The following is a 19,595-nucleotide window of genomic DNA, read 5'->3' on the forward strand; positions in this document are numbered from 1 at the left end:
AGTCGCGTTGCCGCCCTGTCTCCCATCTGATCGCCGACTGCCACGTAAGGCGCCGCGCCGTCAATGCGGATCGCGCGATTTGCAGCGTTCGGCGACCGCCGATCAGCGGGCAGGTGGCGCCCCAAGGGCGCGGCGGACATGTGGCAGCATGCGCTGGACGATGATGCGAACGCCCCGCGCATTGGGGTGCAGGCCGTCGGATTGGATCAGCGCGCGATTGCCGGCCACGCCATCGAGGAAGAATGGATAGAAACGCGCGCCATATTTCGCCGCGAGGGCCGGGAAGATGGCGTCGAACTGCCGCACATACGGCACACCCAGATTGGGCGACGCCCGCATGCCGGCGACCAGCGTCGGGATGCGGCGTCGTTTCAGCTCGGCCAGGATGACCTCCAGATTGGCGCGTGCCTGCGTCGGCGGCAGGCCGCGCAGCATGTCGTTGGCACCCAGCTCGACGATGGCGAGATCGGGCTTCGCGTGCAGCCCGCGCAGACCCCATAACAAACGCGCCCGGCCTTGGGCCGTGGTGTCGCCGGATACGCCGCCGTTGGCGACATGCGCGGCAACGCCCTGCGCCCGCAGCGCCCGCTCCAGCTGATTGGTAAAGCCATCGGCCGGCGGCAGGCCATAGCCAGCGGTCAGGCTGTCACCCAGGGCCCAGATCAGCCGGTCGGCAGCCCGGACGGGCGCCGCCGCAACCAGCGCCAGCAGCGAGCCAACGAAACAAAGCGTCGCCGCGCGATGGACAAGCGTCCGCCCCGCACCATATCGCCTGAATAATGGCATCACCCGCATCTCCGCTTTCACCACCGCTTCCTCAAAGCGATAGCGCGCTTATCGACGTGCGCAACGTTACGCTGTCGCTCGGCCGCGCCCCGGCCCAGGTGGAGATACTTCGCGGCATCGACCTCACCGTGCGGGCAGGCGAAAGCGTGGCGCTGCTGGGGCCGTCCGGCTCGGGCAAATCCTCGCTGATGGCCATCCTGACGGGCCTGGAGCGGCCTAGCGGCGGGCAGGTGCGCGTGGCGGATCTGGATTTCGGCACGCTCGATGAAGACCGGCTGGCGATGGCGCGGCGCGGGCGCATCGGCATCGTGCTGCAGGCCTTTCACCTTTTGCCGACGATGACGGCGCTGGAAAATGTCGCCGTGCCCCTCGAACTCGCCGGCATGCTTGATGCATTCGACCGCGCGGCGCGAGAGCTTGCGGCTGTTGGGCTGGCCGAACGTCTGCAACATTATCCGGCGCAATTGTCCGGTGGCGAACAGCAAAGGGTTGCGATCGCACGGGCGCTGGCGCCGCAGCCGATGCTGATCTTTGCGGATGAGCCTACCGGCAATCTGGATACGGCAACCGGTACGGAGATTATGGATCTGTTGTTTGCGCGTCATGCACAGTCAGGAACGACCCTGTTCGTGATCACCCACGATCCCCGGCTGGCGGATCGATGCGCGCGGGTCATCACCCTGGGTGACGGACGCATCCTTTCCGATCACATGCGCGCCGAATGATCGCCCTCAAGCTGGCGCTACGCGACCTGCGCACGGGCGGGCGCGGCCTGTGGCTGCTCGCCTTGTGCCTGTTCCTTGGCACCGCCGCATTGGCGGGGATCGGCAGCCTGTCCGCCAGCATCACTCAGGCGCTCGATACGCAGAGCCGGATGGGGCTGGGCGGCGATCTGGAAATGCGCGTCTCGCAGCGGCGGGCGACCGTCGAGGAATCGGCCCGCTTTGCCGCCTTGGGGAAGGTTTCGGAAACCGTCGCGATGCGCGCGATGGCGCAAGCATCCGGCGGCGGCGCGCCCGCTCTCGTCAAGTTGAAGGCGGTCGACGGCAATTGGCCCATGCTCGGCACATTCACGCTGGAGCCCGGTGCCTTGGCAGCCCGCCCGCGCGGGCGTCAGGTGGCGATCTCGCCCGCCCTGGCGGACAGGATCGGGGTGCGGATCGGATCGTGGGTCCGGATTGGGGCGGCGTCCTTCCAGGTGATCGGCGTCATCGCCAACGAACCCGATCGCCTGGGCGAGGGGTTCAGTCTCGGGCCGACGGTGATCGTCGATGCTGCCGCGATCGATGCAACCGGCCTGATCCAGCCGGGCAGCCTCTACGAAAGCCGCTATCGCCTGCTCCTGCCACCCCGGGCGGATGCCGCGGCAGTGGGCAAGGCGCTGCAGCGGCGCTTTCCGTCAGCGGGCTGGAACAGCCGCACGCCGGAGGGCGCCACGGATCGGTTGCGTCGCACCGTCACCCAATTGGGTCAGTTCCTGCTCCTGGTCGGGCTGGCGGCGTTGGCGATCGCCGGTGTCGGCGTCGGCAGCGGGGTCAGTGCCTATCTCAGCCGGAAGACCCGGGCGATTGCGGTGCTCAAGGTTCTCGGCGCGCGTTCCGGCACGATCGCGGCGATCTTCCTGATCGAACTGGGGCTGATTGCGGGCGTGGGCATTGTCGCGGGGCTCGCGGTAGGGGCGGCCCTGCCGGCTTTGGTGGCACGGGCGGTCGGCGACGCGCTGCCGGTTTCGCCGGAGATCGCGATCTACCCGCAGCCGTTGTTGATCGCCGCCGGGCTGGCGCTGATCGTGGCGCTGCTATTTGCTTTGCCGGCGCTCGCCCGGGCACGGTCGGTGCCGGCCGCCTCGCTGTTGCGCGACATCCTGGCGCCGCCCTCGCGGCCGTCCCTCGTGACGGTGGCGGGGATGGGATTGCTGCTCTGCGCGCTGGTGGCGCTGGCCGTACTGACGGCGACGGATCGCAGTATCGCGCTGGGGTTCGTCGGTGCCACGGGCGGCCTGATCGTCGCTTTGTGGCTGGTGGGGCTGGGCATGCGCTGGCTGCTTGCACGCCTGCCAAAGCCCCGGCGGCCGCTCTTGCGCCTCGCACTCGCCAATCTGCACCGCCCCGGCGCCCAGACCGATCGGCTGATCGTCGCTCTCGGCCTGGGCTTCTCCCTGTTCGTGGCGCTCGCCGTGATCGACACCAGCCTTTCCAGCGAGATCACCAACGCCGCCCCGGCCAAGGCGCCGCGCTTCTTCGCGATCGATCTGCAGCCTGGCGACGCGGTGCGATTCCGCGCCGCGGTGCGATCGGTGGCGCCGTCCGCTCGGATCGAGACGAGCCCATCGCTGCGAGGCGCGGTCACTGCCATCAAAGGGCGCCGGGTTGCCGACATGCGCAACCTGCCCGACGGCGCCTGGATCGTTCGGGGCGACCGCACGCTGACCTGGTCCAAGACGATACCGTCCGGCAACAGCGTCGTCGCAGGGCGGTGGTGGCCGGCGGACTATCGCGGCCCGCCCTTGATCTCGATCGAAGACAAGGCCGCGCAAACGCTGGGCCTGAAAGTTGGGGACACGCTGACCATCTCCGTGCTGGGCGTCGACGTCCCTGCGCGGATCGCGGCGCTGCGGAAGGTCGATTGGGGCGGGTTGGGGCTGAACTTCGCGATCATCTTTTCGCCCGGCTATATCGAGGAGGCGCCCCACGGCCTCTTGGCCAGCGTCTACGCACCCGCCAACCGGGACGGCGCCATCGCACGGGCGGTCGGCGATGCCTTGCCGTCCGTCTCGATGATCCGCACCGGCGATATCGCCAGCCAGATCGGGGACATACTCGGCAATATCGCGCTCGCCATTCGCGCGACCGGTACGATCACCGTCGCCGCCGGCTTCATCGTGCTGATCGGGGCGATCACCGCCTCCGGTCAGGCGCGTCGCTACGATATTGCGGTGCTCAAGCTGCTGGGCGCGCGTCGACGGCAGGTCCTGGCCGGGCAGGCGATCGAATATGCGCTCCTCTCCGCCCTCCTGGCTGGCATTGCCCTTGCGGTCGGGGGCTTTGCCGGCTGGTATGTGGTCGTGCAGGTGTTGACGCTGCCGTTCGATCCCGATCCGCTGATCGTTGCGGCGACGCTGCTCGCGGCGATTGTGGTGACGATCGGAATCGGCGTGCTCGGCAACCTGCCGACATTGGGCACCAGACCCGGCCGGTCACTGCGCGAGACCTGATCCCGCGGCAGGGCCGCTCGATTCGCGTATCACGAGCTCGTAGGGGAGCAGGCGATGCGCGATCGTCCGGCGCGACCCTTCCAGCAGGGCGATCAGCGCATCCGCCGCAGCTTGCGCCATCTCCTCCAGCGGCTGCCGGATCGTCGTGACACGCGGCCATACGGTACGGGCGATCTGGCTGTCGTCGAAGCCGACGACGGACAGAGCGGTCGGCACGGCAATGCCGCGCTCGCCCGCCGCGATGATCGCGCCCGTCGCCATATCGTCATTCTCGGCAAAGATTGCCGTCGGACGATCCGCGCGGTCCAGCAGTGACCGGGCGGCGCTCAGCCCGCCTTCGAATGCATACATCCCGCATCCGATCAAATCCGGCTCGATTGCCGCGCCCGCGTCGCGCATCGCCTGCGTGAAACCCTCCCAGCGGGCTTTGCTGGAGGGATGGACCGGATCGCCGCGCAGAACGGCAACCCGGCGATGGCCGAGCGCAAGCAGGTGCCGCGCCATGTCCGCGGCAGCCGATCGATCGTCCACGCCGACCGACGGTGCCACGGCATCGATCGCGGGGTCGGGCGTAGGGCCGATGCGAACCAGCGGAATGCGGGCCGCGATCAACCCGTTCACGATGTCCTTATTGTCGCAGATCGGCGAACTCAGCATCACCCCGGCGATCCCGGTCGAGCGCACCAGCGCCACGGTCTGCATCGCCATGCGCGCCGAATCCTCGCACGGCATCACCAGCAGCCGCCACCGATCGCCACGCAGCCGATCAAGCGTGCCCGCCTCCAGGCCAAGAATGTAATGGCCGCAAGGATTGTCGTGGAGCAGGCCGATCAGCTGGGATCGGCCGCCGGCCAGGCTGCGGGCGGCCATGTTGGGATGATAATCCAGCGCGGCGCCGATCTGCAGCACATGGCGCCGCGTTTCCGCCCGGACGTTCGGCTCGGCGTTGAACACCCGCGAAACCGTCTTGATCGACACACCCGCCGCCAGCGCCACATCGGAAATTGTCGCCGGCGGACGATGCGGGCTCATATCGTTCATGATGTTATATGCCCGAAGGGCTCCCCCAAAATGTCATGCCCCTCCCGCCGGGAACAATAGCAACTCCGCGCACACTAAAAAAGGCCGCCCGGACCTGGTCCGGACGGCCTTTCTTATTGCTTTTGAAACGGATTAGGCTTCGTCGGCGCGATCGGTCGCCGCGTCGCTGGCAATCTCGCCAGGCTCCGCATTCGGATCGTACGCCTCGGTGAAGCCAGCCTCGTCGCGCTCGAACATCTGCGCCATGACGTCAACGCCCTGGGCTTGCAGTTCGGCTTCCTCAGGCGAGCGTGCGACATTGACCTTGATCGACACCGACACTTCCGGGTGCAGGGCGATCTTGACCGTGGTCACACCGATCGCCTTGATCGGCTTGTCCAGGACGATCTGGTTCTTGGCGACCTTGGTGCCGTCCTCGGCCAGCAGCTCGGCAACGTCACGGGCCGAAACCGAACCATAAAGCTGGCCGGTGTTCGACGCCTGACGGATCAACGTCAGGGTCTTGCCGTCGACGCCCTTCGAAGCCTTCTCGGCATCCGCGCGACGCGAAGCGTTATCCGCCTCGATCTGCGCGCGATTGCTTTCGAAAACCTTCTTGTTGGACTCGTTGGCGCGCAGCGCCTTCTTGTTGGGCAGAAGATAGTTACGTGCGAAACCGTTCTTCACGGAGACGACGTCGCCGATGGCGCCGAGCTTCTCGACGCGCTCAAGCAGGATCACGTCCATGCGTGTCGCTCCTTACTTAACGATGTACGGAAGCAGCCCGATATGCCGGGCACGCTTGATCGCCTGGGCGAGCTCGCGCTGCTTCTTTGCGGAAACCGCGGTGATGCGGCTGGGGACGATCTTGCCACGCTCGGACACGAAGCCCTGCAGCAGACGGACATCCTTATAGTCGATCCGGGGAGCATCCTTCGCGGAGAAGGGGCAGCTCTTGCGGCGGCGGAAAAAGGCACGGGCCATATTGCTCTACTCCCTTACGCGGCCATGTCGTCGCGGTCGTCGCGACGCGGGCGGTCGCCACGATCACCACGGTCGCCACGATCCGGACGATCGCCGCGGTCACCACGGCCACGCTCACGATCGCGCTCGCCACGGCGCATCATCGCCGAGGGGCCGTTTTCGTGCTCGTCGACCCGGACGGTCATGAAGCGAACGATATCTTCGTTGATGCCAAGCTGGCGCTCGAGCTCGGCAACGACGCCCGTCGGGGCATCGATTTCGAGCATCACATAATGCGCCTTGCGGTTCTTCGCGATGCGATAGGCGAGCGAACGCAGGCCCCAGGTCTCGGTCTTGACGACCTTACCCTGTCCATCGGTAACGATCTTGGTAGCGGCTTCCGCCAATGCGTCCACTTGCGCCTGCGCCAGATCCTGGCGCGCAAGGAACACGTGCTCGTAAAGAGCCATGCTTCATATCTCCTGCCGATCGCTGACGCCGCCCCATGCGACGCCCCTCCGGCTGTCTTGCAAAAAGTAAACCGGGCGAGAGGCATGCGCCTTCGCCCGGATTGAGCCCCTATGCCGTAAGCCGGGCAAAAGGGCAAGCCGCATTCCGGAGGGGGCCATCGGGTTGCGTCGATGGCAGGCTTTCCTTTACCTGCGCCCCGAACTTGGCAAGGCCCGTCCGGGACGGTTCCTGGATCACGCCGAGCTTGTGGAGAGATTGATGCGGGCATTTCTGTTTCCTGGCCAGGGTAGTCAGGCCGTCGGCATGGGCGCCGACCTGGCCGCGGCAAGCCCGCATGCGCGGGCGGTGTTCGAGGAAGTCGACGACGCGCTGGGTCAGAAGCTTGCTCGCATCATGGCGGAGGGGCCGGCGGACGACTTGACGCTGACCGAAAATGCCCAGCCCGCCATCATGGCCAATGCGATCGCGACCTTGCGCGTGCTGGAACAGGAAGGCGGCATCCGCCTGGCCGAAAAGACCGACTTCGTCGCCGGCCACAGCCTGGGCGAATATAGCGCCTTATGCGCCGCCCAGGCATTCGATCTGTCGACCACGGCGCGGCTGCTCAAGCTGCGCGGGCAGGCGATGCAGGCGGCGGTTCCGGTCGGCGCAGGAGCGATGGCGGCCTTGCTGGGTGCGGACTTCGCGCTGGCGGAGGCGATCTGCGCCGATGCCGCTCAGGGGCAGGTGTGCCAGGCCGCGAACGACAATGGCGGCGGCCAAGTCGTGATCTCCGGCGACAAGGCAGCGGTCGAACGCGCGATGGCGCTGTCCAAGGAGCGTGGCGTCAAGCGGGCGATACCTCTGCCGGTATCGGCGCCCTTCCATTGCGCGCTGATGCAGCCGGCCGCGGACGCCATGGCCACCGCGCTGGCCGCGGCGGAAGTGCGCGCGCCGCTCGTCGCCGTTTATGCCAATGTCACGGCCGCGCCCGCCAGCGATCCGGATACGATCCGCGATCTGCTGGTGCGTCAGGTGACCGGTACCGTGCGCTGGCGGGAGAGCGTCGAGGCGATGTGGGCCGCCGGCGTCACCGATTATGTGGAATTCGGCGCCAAGGTCCTGGGCCCCATGGTCAAAAGGATTGCGCCGGACGCCAACGTCATGAGCGTGGTGACGATGAACGATATCGAGGCGCTGGCAGCAGCCCTCTGAGGAGAAACAGATGTTCGATCTTTCAGGAATGACCGCGCTGGTGACCGGGGCCTCCGGCGGGATCGGCTCCGCCATCGCCAAGGCGCTGGCCGCGCAGGGCGCGACGGTCGCACTGTCCGGCACGCGGCAGGAAGCACTGGACGCGGTCAAGCAGGATATCGGGGGTGGCACCGTGACGGTCCCGGCCAATCTGGCGGATGCCCAGTCGGTCGAAGGGCTGATTCCTGCCGCGCTGGAGGCGCTGGGCGGCAAGCTGGACATTCTGGTCAACAATGCCGGCGTGACCCGCGACAATCTGACGATGCGGATGAAGGATGACGAATGGGCCACCGTCCTGTCCGTCAATCTGGAAGCCGCGTTTCGTCTGATCCGTGCCGCCAGCCGTCCGATGATGAAGGCGCGGTTCGGGCGGATCGTCTCGATCACATCCGTGGTCGGCTGGACCGGTAATCCGGGGCAGGCCAATTACGCCGCCTCCAAGGGCGGGCTTACCGCGATGAGCAAGGCGCTGGCGCAGGAATTCGCCAGCCGCAACATCACCGTCAACTGCGTGGCGCCCGGCTTCATTGCCAGCGCTATGACGGATGCGCTCAACGAACAGCAGCGCGCGACCATTCTTCCGCGCATTCCGGCCGGCGATCTCGGCAAGGGGGAAGACATTGGCGCGGCGGTCGCCTATCTTGCCAGTCGCGAGGCCGGCTATGTGACCGGCCAGACAATCCATGTTAATGGCGGCATGGCCATGCTCTGACGCCCCCCTTGCGGGACCATTCCCGCAATTGTAGGGCAGCGCCAAATCGAGACCTAGGGAAGGTAAAAACACATGAGCGACACCCCCGATCGCGTGAAGAAGATTGTCGTCGAGCATCTCGGCGTGGAGCCTGAAAAGGTCACGGAAGATGCAAGCTTCATCGACGATCTCGGCGCAGACAGCCTCGACATCGTCGAGCTGGTAATGGCCTTCGAGGAAGAGTTTGGGGTCGAGATCCCGGACGACGCCGCCGAAAAGATCACGACCGTCAAGGACGCGATCAGCTATATCGACGCACATAAGGGCTGATCTGCAGGGGGCTGAGCCCTTTGCCTGAGGCCAAGCGGCTCTCCGACCCGGTGTCGGGGGGCCGCTTTCGTTTTGAGACTTGAATAGGAGATCGCCATGCGGCGCGTGGTTGTGACCGGACTTGGGCTTGTAACGCCGGTAGGCGCCGACGTTGAGACCGCATGGACCAACATCAAGGCCGGCAAGTCGGGAGCGGCGCGGATCGCGCGGTTCGACCCGTCCGATCAGAAATGCACGATCGCCTGCGAAGTGAAGCCTGCCGATCATCCCTGGGGCTTCGATCCGGGCAAGCGCGTCGATCACAAGGTCCAGCGGCAGGTCGATCCTTTCATTATTTACGGCATCGACGCAGCCGGCCAGGCCTATGAAGATGCCGGCCTTGGCGAGCTGACCTACGAGCAGAGCTGCCGCGTCGGCTGCATGATCGGTTCCGGCATTGGCGGGCTACCGGGCATTGAAAGCGAATCGATCGTCCGATTCGAAAAAGGGCCGAGCCGCGTCAGCCCGCATTTCGTCCACGGCCGTCTGATCAACCTCATCTCGGGCCAAGTCTCGATCAAATATGGCCTGCGCGGCCCGAATCACGCGGTCGTGACGGCCTGCTCGACCGGTGCGCATGCCATTGGCGACGCTGCCCGGATCATCGCTGCGGACGATGCCGACGTCATGTTGGCGGGCGGTGCCGAAAGCGCGATCTGCCCCTTGGGCATTGCCGGTTTCGCCCAGGCGCGCGCGCTGTCGACCGGTTTCAACGACACGCCGGAAAAGGCGAGCCGCCCCTATGACAAGGATCGCGACGGCTTCGTGATGGGCGAGGGGGCCGGCATCGTCGTGCTCGAGGAATATGAGCATGCCAAGGCGCGCGGCGCCAAAATCTATGCTGAGGTCATCGGCTATGGGCTGACCGGCGACGCCTATCATGTGACAGCGCCGCATCCGGAAGGCGATGGCGCGTTCCGGTCGATGCAGATGGCGTTGCGCAAGGCTGGGTTGGAGCCGAAGGACATCGATTATATCAATGCCCATGGCACCTCCACGCCGATGGGGGATGAGCTCGAACTCGGCGCCGTGCGGCGTCTGTTCGGCGATGCGATGGACACGGTATCCATGTCGTCGACCAAGTCGATGATCGGCCATCTGCTCGGTGGGGCAGGGGCGGTCGAGTCGATCTTCTGTATCCTGGCGCTGCGCGATCAGGTTGCGCCGCCGACGATCAACCTGGACAATCCCAGCGAAAGCTGTGCTGGCGTCGATCTCGTTCCCAACGTGGCCAAGGAACGGTCGATCAAGGCGGTGCTCAACAACAGCTTCGGCTTTGGTGGTACCAACGCGAGCCTGGTGATGCGCGCCATTTGATCCGGACCGCAGGAACGCTAGGATAAGCCGTGGCGAAACGTCGTTCATCCGCAGCGCGCGGCGGCATTGGCTGCCTGGTTCTGCTCATCCTGATCGTCATTGGGGCGGGCTGGCTGACCGTTCACCGCAACTGGACGGGGGCGGGGCCCGCCCAGCGGCCGACCGCCGTGGTGGTGCCGCCGGGGTCGACCTTGTCGGCGGCGGCGCGCGAGCTTGAGAAAGTAGGGGTGGTCCGCTCGACCACCGGCTTCCTGCGTTTTGCGCGGCGCTTCGGCTCGTCCGAGCCGATCAAGGCGGGCGAATATGAGATTCCGCCGCACATGAGCGCGCGCGATATTCTGGGCCTTCTGCAAAGCGGCCGCACGGTCCAGCGGCTCATCACCATTCCGGAAGGCATGCCGTCGATCGAAGTGTTCGAACGGATCGCGCGGGAGAAGCTGTTGACCGGCAAGCTGCCCGTGCCGGCCGAAGGGTCGGTGCTGCCGGGAACCTACAGCTTCCAGCGCGGCGAGCCGCGCAAGGCCGTCTTGAAGCGGATGCAGGATGCGATGACGCAGACGCTCAACCAATTATGGATGACGCGTAAGGCCAATAGCGTCGTGGGCTCGAAACATGACGCGCTGACGCTGGCGGCGATCGTGGAAAAAGAAACCGGCGTTCCGGAAGAGCGGACGATGGTCGCCGGCGTCTATTCGAACCGCCTTCGCATGGGCATGCGGCTGCAGGCGGACCCCACCATCATTTATCCGCTCACCAAGGGAAAACCGCTGGGCCGCCGCATCAAGCTCAGCGAAGTGCGCGCGCAAAATGACTATAACACCTATTCCATGGCAGGCCTGCCGATCGGCCCGATCACCAATCCCGGCCGCGATTCGATCGCGGCGGTCCTGGCACCCGCAAATACGCAGGCCCTGTATTTCGTGGCGGATGGCAAAGGCGGCCACGTGTTCGCGAATGATCTGAAGGATCACAACGCCAACGTGCAGCGCTATTACAAGCTGCGTAAGGCGCAGGGTGCGCGCTGAACGGCCAATGAGGCCGGGTACGTCGTCCTAGAGGTGCAGGCCTTCCGTTTCGGGAAGGCCGGCCATCAGGTTGAGCGTCTGGACCGCGGCGCCCGCCGCCCCCTTGCCCAGATTGTCGAGCGCTGCGACGAGGCGGGCCTGCCGGTTGGCCGCATCGGCGAACACGAACATATCCAGGCGATCGGTCCCGGACAGCCGCTCCACGGCCAAGGTCCCTTCCTCATAATCGGATACGACGCTGACGATCGGCGAGCCGTCATAATGCGCGGCGAGGGCGTCGCGCAGCATCGCGGCGTCGGGCTTGCCGGGCAGTTTTTCGAGATGCAGCGGGACCTCGACGATCATGCCGCTGAACAGGTTGACGACCGCCGGTGCGAAGAGGGGCGCCACCGTAAGCCCGCTCCGCTCCCGCATTTCGGGCACATGCTTATGGTTCAGCCTCAGCGCATAGCTGCGCCACGCCGTGGGCGCGGCATTTTGCTCGAATTCCGCGATCATGCTCTTGCCGCCCCCGGAATAGCCGGAGACCGCGTTGCACGTCAGCGCATAATCGGCGGGGATCAGCCCCGCCTTCACCAGCGGGGCGACCAGGGCGATGAAGCCGGTCGAATAGCAGCCGGGATTGCTGACCCGCATCGCGCCCGCGACGGTGTCGCGACCCGAAATTTCCGGAAATCCGTAAACCCAGCCCGGCGCAACGCGATGTGCGGTCGACGCGTCGATGACGCGCGTGGTGTCGTTCTCGATCAGCGCAACCGCCTCGCGTGCGGCCTCATCCGGCAGGCAGAGAATAACGATATCCGCCTCGTTCAGCGCGCCGCGCCGCGCCTCGGCGTCCTTGCGCCTGTCCTCGGGCAGCGTGATCAGTTCGACATCGCGCCGTCCCGCCAGCCGTTCCCGTATCTCCAGCCCGGTCGTGCCGGCGGCACCGTCAACGAAAATCTTGGTCATATGCTGATCCGCCTGCGTGCGGTGATCGGGTGATCGTGCAGCGGCTGCAGCCGCGCCGTCACGTCGGCGAGCGGTTCGATCACGGTCGCCATCCAATGCGCATTGGCATGGATCAGCCGCTCGCTGTCCACCATCATGCCAACATGGCCGGGGAAGAACACAAGGTCGCCGCGCGCGGGGGCCATGTCGTCGTCCAACAGGATGCCGAGCTGGTCGCGCTGCATGTCGCTATCGCGGGGCGCGTCGATGCCGGCCAGTTCCAGCGCGCGTTGCACCAGGCCGGAACAGTCGATCCCGTCCGCACCGCGGCCGCCCCAGCGATAGGGCATGCCAACCAGGCTTTCCGCCACCGTCACCGGATCCAGCGCCTTGCTGTCCAGCGCAGCCGCGTGACGCGAATGGATATAACCGTCGGCAATCCGCAAGAACCCGTCCTCATCCTCCGCGGCAACCCGCGCGCCGATCGAGAGACTTCTGACGACCGGGGCCTTGATATCGGGATTGGCGAAGACGAGCGCCAGAGGTGCGACCACGCGATGGGTCGGTGCCGCCATGGCGCCCAAGGCAGCTGCTGGAATATAGCCGACATAATCGTCATGGGCACAGCGTCCCCAGGCCCAGTCTCCGGCCTTGTCGATCAGCGCGAAGCCTTCCCCATAGACGAGCTGCGATATCGCCGGCGCCTGTTCGGAAGGGCGACCCCGCACGACCACGGCATCGACAACGCAGCGGCACGGTTCGGCACGCGCATAATGCGGCGCGAACAGCAGGCCCGCCAGCTCGACATCGGCAATGTCGGGCCGGTAGGCGTGCGTACGGGGATCAAGGCGACGCGATGGCCCCTCGAGCCGGAATCCGTCAGGCCGCAGCGTGGCGCATTTGGCGCGTGAGATGCGCGGGCGTGTCGCCGTCGATGAGTCCGCCGAAGCCTTCAAGGAATGTATGCCCCATATCCGTAGGCGCGATGAAAATGTTGCGTCTGTCGGCCTCGTCGCGCTCGCGGCGCAGATAGCCGAGGGCACCAAGCGTGTTCAAGGCGCGAGTCACTACGGGTTTCGAAACCCCCAGGGATTGGGCCAGACCGCGCACGGTGTGCGGGCCCGGCGTAAGATAAACCAGCAGAAGCAATGCCATCTGCCGATTGGTAAGATCCGGTTGGCCGGAGCGGACATAACCGACCAGCGTCTGCATCCACCCCGCCAGGGTCGTGTCGTGCATCATGACCACGCCTCACTCGATGCTTGATTGCTTCGTTGGCGGGAAAACACGCGGACGCGCCGATTCGTTTCATTGGCGCGCAGTATTTACATCTAATGTCATGGATCAGCGCGGGAAACGGCCCTGCAGAAGGGCCCAGGCAGCCCGCAGCCCCAGCGCTTCTCCGCCCTTCGGACGCCCTGGTTTGGCGGTCGGCCGCCAGGCGAAGGTATCGAAATGCGCCCACGCAATGTCCGGCGCGACGAACCGCTCCAGGAACAAGGCGGCGGTGATGGTGCCCGCAAATCCGCCACTTGGCGCGTTGTTCAGATCGGCAATGTCGGATTTCAGCATCTCATTATAGGGTTGCCACAAAGGCAGCCTCCACAAAGGATCCTCGACCTGCTCTCCTGCCTGGATGAGATCGTGCGCCAACCCGTCGTCATTGGCAAAAAGCGCGGGCAGATCCGGGCCCAGCGCCACGCGTGCGGCGCCCGTCAGCGTCGCGAAGTCCAGCAGCAGGGTCGGCTCCTGTTCGCAGGCACGCGTCAGCGCATCGGCAAGGATCAGCCTTCCTTCCGCATCGGTATTGCCGATCTCCACATGCAGGCCTTTGCGGCTCTTCAGGATATCGCCAGGGCGAAAGGCATCGGCGGAAATGGCATTTTCGACCGCCGGTATCAGCAGATGCAGGTGAACCGGTAGGCGCGTCGCCATGATCAGTCCGGCCAGTGCGATCGCATGCGCGGCGCCGCCCATATCCTTTTTCATCAACAGCATGCCGCTGCCGGGCTTGATATCGAGTCCACCGGAATCGAAACACACGCCTTTGCCGACCAACGCGATCCGCGGATGGGCGGGATCGCCCCATTCCACCTCGATCAGGCGCGGGCCGCGCGCCTTGGTCGCGGCACGACCCACCGCATGGATCATGGGATAGCCGTCGAGCAGTGCGTCCCCCTGCGTCACGGCAAAGCGCGCACCGTGCCTATCGGCGACGGCCTTGGCGGCGTCGGCCAACTCCGCCGGTCCCAGATCGCCCGCCCCCGTATCGACCAGATCGCGGACAAGCGCGGTTGCCTCTGCCAGGCGCACCATCTCGTCGATCTTGGCCGGTTCCGACGTCAACAGCACCCTGGGGCCGGGTATTTCCGGCTTTTCGCGATAGCGATCGAAACGATGCTGGGCGAGCAGCCAGCCCAAAGCGCAATCACCCGGCACGCCGTCCGCCAGTCGATAGCTGCCTTCCGGCAATTTGGCAGCGGCGGCCGCCAGCGACCATAGCCGGTTCTCCGCCTCCACGCCCACCGCGACGCTCCAGGCCTCGGGCGCTTCGCCAGGCAGGATCGCGAAACTATCCGCTTTCCCCTCGAACCGGGCCGCTTCGACCGCTGCGCGCACGCGGGGGGGCTGGACGCTCAGCCATTGCGCGAACTCGGCTTGCGGGACGAGCGTCAGGGTGCGGGCGGCTTGGCCACGATCCGGGCTGATCAATGTGGAGAAATCGGTCATGATCCCGCGCTGCCAGAGATAGGCCGGCGCCTCAAGCCGTCGGGCTGCGCCTTGGCCATTCCGTCACGGTTTAACCGTAAGCTCGGCCATGGTGGCCGTAGCGCGCGCGCCCAGATTGGCGGCGGACGTGCCTAGGCTGACTTCGTAGCGGCCGGCGGGGATGCGCCAGCGATGCGCCTTGTCGTCGAAGCGCGCCAGCAAGCGGCGGTCCGCGGTCATCGTCACCTTTCTGCTTTCACCGGGGGCAAGGGTGAGCTTCTCCCAGCCGATCAGGCGCAGCTCTGGCGTGCCGGCGAGCGATGTCAGATAGATTTGCGGCACGTCCGCCCCCGCTACCTTGCCGTCGTTGCGAACGATGAAGGATACGGACAGGTCCGATCCTCCACGTATCGCCAGGTCCGAATAGGAAAATTGCGTGAAGCTCAGCCCGTAACCGAAGGGGAATAGGGGCTTCAGCTTCTGGCGTGCATACCAGCGATAGCCGACATCCGCGCCCTCGCGATAGGGAAGCGGCAGCGGCTTGGTGCCGAGCGGCGGACGTTCCCCATCATTGCCGGCGCCGACGATGGCCGGGCGCGGCAATTGCGCAATGCTGGCCGGGAAGGAGACGGGGAGCCTGCCGGAGGGATTGACCCGTCCGGTCAGGACATTGGCGATTGCGGCGCCTCCGCGACCGCCGGGATACCAGGCCTCCAGGACCGCGCCGACCTTGCCCAGCCACGGCATCAGCACGGGGCCGCCGGTTTCCAGCACAACCACTGTGCGCGGATTGGCAGCGGCGACCGTGGCGATCAGCGCATCCTGCCTGCTCGGCAAGGACAGGTCCGGCACGTCATAGCTCTCGGTCGTCCACTGCGTGGCGAATATGATGGCAATGTCCGCGTCGCGCGCGAGCCTCGCCGCATTTTCCGGATAACGGCCGTCGTCCACGATCAGTTCGACATCCGGGAGGAGCTGGCGAAGTGCCTCGAGTGGAGATGAGGGATGGTACACCATCAACCGTGGTGCGCCGAGCACGCCGGTTCCCATGACCGGCATCTGCAGGCCCGGTCCCTCGATCGCGATCGTCTGCGAAGATCCTCCGCCCGACAGCACGCCAAACTGCGCCTGCCCGCCAATCACCGCAATCCGCCGCGCGCCCTTGAGCGGCAATAGGCCGGCCTGATTCTTCAGCAATACGATGCCGCCTTCCGCCACGGCCTGCGATGCCTTGCCGTTCGCCTGATAGTCGATCGGGCTCAGTTTGGCGGGCCGGTCTATCACGCCGACCGCAAACAAGGTCCGCAAGATACGGTGGACCATATCGTCGAGGCGCGCGCGATAGGCTGGGTCTGTCCGGACTGCATCCGTCAAAGGTGCGCCGAAATAGACTTCGCGATCGAGCTGCTCGCCGGATTCCTGATCCAGCCCGTTCAAGGCGCTCGCGGTGCTGTGAACCGCCCCCCAATCGGACATGAGCCAGCCTGGATAGGCCCAGTCGCGCTTGAGCACCTGGTTGAGCAGCCAGTCGCTGTCACAGGCCTGATGCCCGTTGACGATATTATAGGCACACATCACCGATCCGGGTTTCCCCGTCTCGATCCCGATCTGGAAGGCGAGCAGATCGCTCTCCCGTGCCGGGGCATTGCCGATCGTCGCGTCGACGAAGAAGCGCGCACTTTCCTGGTTGTTGAACGCGAAATGCTTGATCGTGGAGACGACGTTCTGGCTCTGGATCCCGCGGATCGCATCGCCGGTCAGGAGACCCGCCAGCAGGGGGTCCTCGCCCGCATATTCGAACGTACGGCCGTTACGTGGCTCACGCATCAGATTGATGCCGCCGGCAAGGAGGACGTTGAACCCCTTGCTCCACGATTCATTCCCCAGCGCCACGCCGGATTGGTAGGCGAGGGCGCGGCTCCAAGTGGCGGCCATTGCCATGATCGAGGGAAAGGCGGTCGCGCCGTCCCCGGGGCGGATATTGCCGGGATTGGTAACGCCAACGCCGGCATCGGCCTCTTGCAGGTCCGGTATGCCGAGCCGTTTGATGCCGGGAATGAAGCCGGCCGATCCCAGCGCCCGCTCAGGTTTTGGAATACCCAGACGCGCGCGTCCCATCGGTCCGTGCACAAGCGCGAGTTTCTCGTCCGTCGTCAGCTGCGCTTCCAGCAGGGACGCGCGTTGATCTGGATCGAGCGTCTTGTCCATCCAGGGCGGTGACGCCGCTATTCCAGCCGTGGCAGATGCCCACAGCATCGCCACGATCGCGGTCTTCGCCTGGATCGCCTTCGCCATATCATCCTCCTGTTCAACCGACGGTCGCATGGGGGATGGGTGCGCGCAATACGACCTTCATCGCAGCAATATGCCGTTCAGGCCGTCAGTCTTAGCGATGGACATTCGCCTCTTTGAAGATCCTGACTTTGGCTGGCAAAACCGACAAGCAAATCCTTGAACTACCAGGCTATTGGCTGGTCGCGGCGATTGGCGCGAGCCTGCTCGTCGTGCTGCTGCTGATGGCTGGGGTGCAGGTTGAGATCGACCCCGCCAATGGCGTCGATCGTCTGTTTGCCGTCGTTGCCGGCACGGCGCTGCTGGCGCGGTTTGCGCTCAGGCCCGGATCATCGAATGCCCAGCGCATCGCCCGTGACGCCATTGATCATATCGGCCTCTTCGCGCTGGTGTGTCTTGTCGGCGCGTTGGCCAGCTATCCGCTGGCGGCTCATACCAGCGGGTTCGACGACGTCGCGCTGGAGCGGGCCGATCGCCTGATGCACTTCGATTGGCTGGCCTGGTATGCGTTCGTGGCGGCACATCCCCTGCTGCAACTCGGCGAAAGCATCGCCTACCAGAGCATTTTCGTGACGCCGGTGATCCTGCTGGGCTATTTCGCGGTAAGCGGTCGGCGGGCCGAGGCGCGTATGCTGATCGCCTCCTTCTGGCTCGCGGCGTTGATCACCTTATTGTTGTTCACGCTCGCCCCGGCGCAGGGACCGCTCGCCTATATGTGGCGCGGGCACATACCTTACATGCCCGAAAGTGCGCTATATCAGTCGGAGCTCATACCGCTGCTGCGGCTCCATGAAGTCCACAGCATCGCCGTGACATCGCTGCATGGCCTGGTATGCGCGCCCAGTTTTCATACGGTTAGCGCCGTTCTTTACATCGTCGCGGCATGGCCGATCCGCCGGTTGCGCTGGCCGGTCCTGGCGCTGAACATCGCCATGCTGTTGGCGACGCCGGTCGAAGGCACGCATTATCTGGTAGATATGCTTGCCGGAGCCATCGTCGCGATCGCGGTGAGTATCTTCGTGCGCAAGAGCCTGCCCAGCCTGATCGCCACGCGCCGCGCGCTTCCGCTGGATCCGTTGGCGATCTTCCTGCGCCGGCAGCGCAACGGCAAGCTTATCCAGTTGCTGGCACAGGAACGCAGCAGCGGGCCACGTGCCATGGCGATCCTGGACGAAATTGACCGGCGTCGCCTGGGCGACTGATCAGGCGACGACGCCGAACAGGTCGTGCTCGTCCGCATCCTCGATAAGGGCGCGGACGAAGTCGCCCGGCTTCAGACCGCGCGTGTCGCGAAGGTGGACTTCGCCATCGATTTCAGGTGCATCGGCCTTCGATCGGCCGGACGCGCCGCCTTCTTCATCGACCGCGTCGATGATCACATCCAGCGTCGCGCCGATCTTGGCCTCCAGCTTGGCGGTCGAGATAGCCGCCGTCCGCTCCATCAGGCGTGCGTAACGCTCTTCCTTGACGGCCTCGGGCACCTGGTTGGGCAGATCGTTGGCGGCGGCGCCCGCAACCGGTTCGAAGCGGAACGCGCCGACCCGGTCGAGCTGCGCCTCGTCCAGCCATTGCAGCAGATATTCGAAATCCGCCTCGGTCTCGCCCGGGAAGCCTACCACGAAGGTGGAACGGATCGTGATGTCGGGGGCGATGCTGCGCCAGTTGCGCAGGCGCTCCAACACCTTGGCGTCATTCGCGGGACGCTTCATCGCCTTGAGCACCGAGGGGGCCGTATGCTGGAACGGAATATCCAGATACGGCAGCACCAGCCCGTCCGCCATCAGCGGTATAACGCGGTCCACATGCGGATAGGGGTAGACGTAATGAAGCCGCACCCAGGCGCCGAGCTGGCCCAAATGCCGTGCCAGATCGGTCATGTCGGCGCGCACTTCGCCGCCCTGCTTCAGCGGGTAAGAGGCGTAGCGCAGGTCCAGCCCATAAGCGGACGTGTCCTGGCTGATGACCAGCAATTCCTTGGTGCCCGCTGCCACCAGTTTCTCGGCTTCGCGCAGAATCGCATCGGGGCGGCGGCTGACGAGATCGCCACGTAGCGCCGGAATGATGCAGAAGGAGCAGCGGTGATTGCAGCCCTCCGAAATCTTCAAGTAGCTGTAATGTTTGGGTGTAAGCTTGAGGTCGCCGCTGAACGACGCCTGCGGCACCAGATCGAGATAGGCGGATGGCGGCACCGGCGCGGCTTCATGGACCGCGCCGACGACCTGCTCATATTGATGCGCCCCGGTGACCGCGAGCACCTGCGGAAAGCGCGCGCGGATGACATCGGCGTCCTGACCCATGCAGCCGGTGACGATCACGCGGCCATTTTCGGCAATCGCTTCCCCGATCGCCTCCAGGCTCTCTTCCTTGGCCGAGTCGAGAAAGCCGCACGTGTTGACGAGCACGACATCGGCCCCGGCATAATCGGGCGACATGCGGTAGCCGTCAGCGCGCAGCTTGGTGAGGATGCGCTCGCTATCGACCAAATTCTTGGGACAGCCGAGCGACACCATGCCGACCTTGGGCGGGGAGGGAAGGGTGGTTGCCATGGGGAAGCGCGCCACATAGCGTGCGCCGG

Annotated in this window: 19 protein-coding genes; 8 read left to right on the forward strand and 11 right to left on the reverse strand. The window is 65.4% G+C overall.

What is annotated here, in order from left to right:
- Window positions 1-102 precede the first annotated feature (102 nt).
- The gene (locus ACSBM8_RS06535) at window positions 103-786 is read right to left on the reverse strand and encodes an arylesterase (protein ID WP_442681502.1); all 684 of its coding nucleotides are present in this window, start codon (window positions 784-786) and stop codon (window positions 103-105) included.
- Here ACSBM8_RS06535 and ACSBM8_RS06540 point away from each other — a divergent pair.
- A complete protein-coding gene (locus ACSBM8_RS06540; protein ID WP_442680844.1) occupies window positions 780-1,511 on the forward strand; it encodes an ABC transporter ATP-binding protein in 732 nt (243 codons plus the stop codon). The genes ACSBM8_RS06535 and ACSBM8_RS06540 overlap by 7 nt on opposite strands.
- The gene (locus tag ACSBM8_RS06545; protein WP_442680845.1) at window positions 1,508-4,000 is read left to right on the forward strand and encodes an ABC transporter permease; all 2,493 of its coding nucleotides are present in this window, start codon (window positions 1,508-1,510) and stop codon (window positions 3,998-4,000) included. Before ACSBM8_RS06540 ends, ACSBM8_RS06545 begins: the two co-directional genes overlap by 4 nt.
- Here ACSBM8_RS06545 and ACSBM8_RS06550 read toward each other — a convergent pair.
- The 4 genes from ACSBM8_RS06550 to rpsF all read right to left on the reverse strand — a co-directional run bounded on the left by ACSBM8_RS06550 (window position 3,983) and on the right by rpsF (window position 6,453).
- Window positions 3,983-5,041 (reverse strand): LacI family DNA-binding transcriptional regulator, encoded by a 1,059-nt coding sequence (locus ACSBM8_RS06550; RefSeq protein WP_442680846.1) that lies wholly within the window; start codon window positions 5,039-5,041, stop codon window positions 3,983-3,985. The genes ACSBM8_RS06545 and ACSBM8_RS06550 overlap by 18 nt on opposite strands.
- A 132-nt stretch (window positions 5,042-5,173) precedes the next feature.
- Window positions 5,174-5,767: a 50S ribosomal protein L9 gene (rplI, locus tag ACSBM8_RS06555; RefSeq protein WP_442680847.1), complete on the reverse strand. Its 594-nt coding sequence runs from the start codon at window positions 5,765-5,767 to the stop codon at window positions 5,174-5,176.
- Window positions 5,768-5,779: 12 nt separating this feature from the next.
- Entirely contained in the window at window positions 5,780-6,004 is a 225-nt protein-coding gene (gene rpsR, locus ACSBM8_RS06560) for a 30S ribosomal protein S18 (protein ID WP_011950937.1), read from the reverse strand.
- 14 nt (window positions 6,005-6,018) lie between these two features.
- Window positions 6,019-6,453: a 30S ribosomal protein S6 gene (gene rpsF, locus ACSBM8_RS06565; RefSeq protein ID WP_442680848.1), complete on the reverse strand. Its 435-nt coding sequence runs from the start codon at window positions 6,451-6,453 to the stop codon at window positions 6,019-6,021.
- A gap of 259 nt (window positions 6,454-6,712) precedes the next feature.
- On the opposite strand from rpsF, the gene fabD reads away from it, so the two are divergent.
- The 5 genes from fabD to mltG all read left to right on the forward strand — a co-directional run bounded on the left by fabD (window position 6,713) and on the right by mltG (window position 11,089).
- A complete protein-coding gene (fabD, locus tag ACSBM8_RS06570) occupies window positions 6,713-7,648 on the forward strand; it encodes an ACP S-malonyltransferase (protein WP_442680849.1) in 936 nt (311 codons plus the stop codon).
- Window positions 7,649-7,658: 10 nt separating this feature from the next.
- A complete protein-coding gene (gene fabG / locus ACSBM8_RS06575; RefSeq protein WP_442680850.1) occupies window positions 7,659-8,399 on the forward strand; it encodes a 3-oxoacyl-[acyl-carrier-protein] reductase in 741 nt (246 codons plus the stop codon).
- Window positions 8,400-8,471: 72 nt separating this feature from the next.
- Window positions 8,472-8,708, forward strand: a complete 237-nt coding sequence (locus ACSBM8_RS06580; protein ID WP_116092040.1) for an acyl carrier protein — start codon at window positions 8,472-8,474, stop codon at window positions 8,706-8,708.
- 96 nt (window positions 8,709-8,804) lie between these two features.
- Window positions 8,805-10,064, forward strand: coding sequence for a beta-ketoacyl-ACP synthase II (gene fabF, locus ACSBM8_RS06585; RefSeq protein WP_442680851.1), 1,260 nt, complete (start codon window positions 8,805-8,807; stop codon window positions 10,062-10,064).
- Window positions 10,065-10,093: 29 nt separating this feature from the next.
- Window positions 10,094-11,089, forward strand: a complete 996-nt coding sequence (gene mltG, locus ACSBM8_RS06590; RefSeq protein WP_442680852.1) for an endolytic transglycosylase MltG — start codon at window positions 10,094-10,096, stop codon at window positions 11,087-11,089.
- Window positions 11,090-11,116: 27 nt separating this feature from the next.
- On the opposite strand, the gene argC is transcribed toward mltG, so the two are convergent.
- From argC to ACSBM8_RS06615, 5 genes are all read right to left on the reverse strand, one after another.
- A complete protein-coding gene (gene argC / locus ACSBM8_RS06595; protein ID WP_442680853.1) occupies window positions 11,117-12,040 on the reverse strand; it encodes an N-acetyl-gamma-glutamyl-phosphate reductase in 924 nt (307 codons plus the stop codon).
- Window positions 12,037-12,975 (reverse strand): C40 family peptidase, encoded by a 939-nt coding sequence (locus ACSBM8_RS06600; RefSeq protein WP_442680854.1) that lies wholly within the window; start codon window positions 12,973-12,975, stop codon window positions 12,037-12,039. Before ACSBM8_RS06600 ends, argC begins: the two co-directional genes overlap by 4 nt.
- Window positions 12,899-13,231 carry a MarR family transcriptional regulator gene (locus ACSBM8_RS06605; protein WP_442681503.1) on the reverse strand — a complete coding sequence of 111 codons (333 nt, stop codon included), beginning with the start codon at window positions 13,229-13,231 and terminating at the stop codon, window positions 12,899-12,901. Before ACSBM8_RS06605 ends, ACSBM8_RS06600 begins: the two co-directional genes overlap by 77 nt.
- Before the next feature lie 132 nt (window positions 13,232-13,363).
- Entirely contained in the window at window positions 13,364-14,749 is a 1,386-nt protein-coding gene (locus ACSBM8_RS06610; protein WP_442680855.1) for a leucyl aminopeptidase family protein, read from the reverse strand.
- Window positions 14,750-14,812: 63 nt separating this feature from the next.
- Window positions 14,813-17,023: a beta-glucosidase gene (locus ACSBM8_RS06615; RefSeq protein ID WP_442680856.1), complete on the reverse strand. Its 2,211-nt coding sequence runs from the start codon at window positions 17,021-17,023 to the stop codon at window positions 14,813-14,815.
- Between the two features lie 128 nt (window positions 17,024-17,151).
- Here ACSBM8_RS06615 and ACSBM8_RS06620 point away from each other — a divergent pair, with 128 nt between their 5' ends.
- Window positions 17,152-18,222, forward strand: a complete 1,071-nt coding sequence (locus ACSBM8_RS06620) for a phosphatase PAP2 family protein (protein ID WP_442680857.1) — start codon at window positions 17,152-17,154, stop codon at window positions 18,220-18,222.
- Here the strand turns inward: ACSBM8_RS06620 and rimO are convergent, their stop codons facing one another.
- Window positions 18,223-19,566 carry a 30S ribosomal protein S12 methylthiotransferase RimO gene (gene rimO, locus ACSBM8_RS06625; protein ID WP_442680858.1) on the reverse strand — a complete coding sequence of 448 codons (1,344 nt, stop codon included), beginning with the start codon at window positions 19,564-19,566 and terminating at the stop codon, window positions 18,223-18,225.
- Between the last annotated feature and the right edge of the window lie 29 nt (window positions 19,567-19,595).

Origin of the sequence: Sphingomonas sp. ASY06-1R (assembly GCF_052180265.1) — a bacterium.
Taxonomy (GTDB): Bacteria; Pseudomonadota; Alphaproteobacteria; order Sphingomonadales; family Sphingomonadaceae; genus Sphingomonas_I.

What these genes read in the sequence shown, in the direction of transcription:
- ACSBM8_RS06540 (WP_442680844.1), top strand. Translation starts at nt 780, where the DNA reads ATGGCATCACCCGCATCTCCGCTTTCACCACCGCTTCCTCAAAGCGAT.
- ACSBM8_RS06535 (WP_442681502.1), bottom strand. Translation starts at nt 786, where the DNA reads ATGCCATTATTCAGGCGATATGGTGCGGGGCGGACGCTTGTCCATCGC.
- ACSBM8_RS06545 (WP_442680845.1), top strand. Translation starts at nt 1,508, where the DNA reads ATGATCGCCCTCAAGCTGGCGCTACGCGACCTGCGCACGGGCGGGCGC.
- ACSBM8_RS06550 (WP_442680846.1), bottom strand. Translation starts at nt 5,041, where the DNA reads ATGAACGATATGAGCCCGCATCGTCCGCCGGCGACAATTTCCGATGTG.
- rplI (WP_442680847.1), bottom strand. Translation starts at nt 5,767, where the DNA reads ATGGACGTGATCCTGCTTGAGCGCGTCGAGAAGCTCGGCGCCATCGGC.
- rpsR (WP_011950937.1), bottom strand. Translation starts at nt 6,004, where the DNA reads ATGGCCCGTGCCTTTTTCCGCCGCCGCAAGAGCTGCCCCTTCTCCGCG.
- rpsF (WP_442680848.1), bottom strand. Translation starts at nt 6,453, where the DNA reads ATGGCTCTTTACGAGCACGTGTTCCTTGCGCGCCAGGATCTGGCGCAG.
- fabD (WP_442680849.1), top strand. Translation starts at nt 6,713, where the DNA reads ATGCGGGCATTTCTGTTTCCTGGCCAGGGTAGTCAGGCCGTCGGCATG.
- fabG (WP_442680850.1), top strand. Translation starts at nt 7,659, where the DNA reads ATGTTCGATCTTTCAGGAATGACCGCGCTGGTGACCGGGGCCTCCGGC.
- ACSBM8_RS06580 (WP_116092040.1), top strand. Translation starts at nt 8,472, where the DNA reads ATGAGCGACACCCCCGATCGCGTGAAGAAGATTGTCGTCGAGCATCTC.
- fabF (WP_442680851.1), top strand. Translation starts at nt 8,805, where the DNA reads ATGCGGCGCGTGGTTGTGACCGGACTTGGGCTTGTAACGCCGGTAGGC.
- argC (WP_442680853.1), bottom strand. Translation starts at nt 12,040, where the DNA reads ATGACCAAGATTTTCGTTGACGGTGCCGCCGGCACGACCGGGCTGGAG.
- ACSBM8_RS06605 (WP_442681503.1), bottom strand. Translation starts at nt 13,231, where the DNA reads ATGCAGACGCTGGTCGGTTATGTCCGCTCCGGCCAACCGGATCTTACC.
- ACSBM8_RS06610 (WP_442680855.1), bottom strand. Translation starts at nt 14,749, where the DNA reads ATGACCGATTTCTCCACATTGATCAGCCCGGATCGTGGCCAAGCCGCC.
- ACSBM8_RS06615 (WP_442680856.1), bottom strand. Translation starts at nt 17,023, where the DNA reads ATGGCGAAGGCGATCCAGGCGAAGACCGCGATCGTGGCGATGCTGTGG.
- rimO (WP_442680858.1), bottom strand. Translation starts at nt 19,566, where the DNA reads ATGGCAACCACCCTTCCCTCCCCGCCCAAGGTCGGCATGGTGTCGCTC.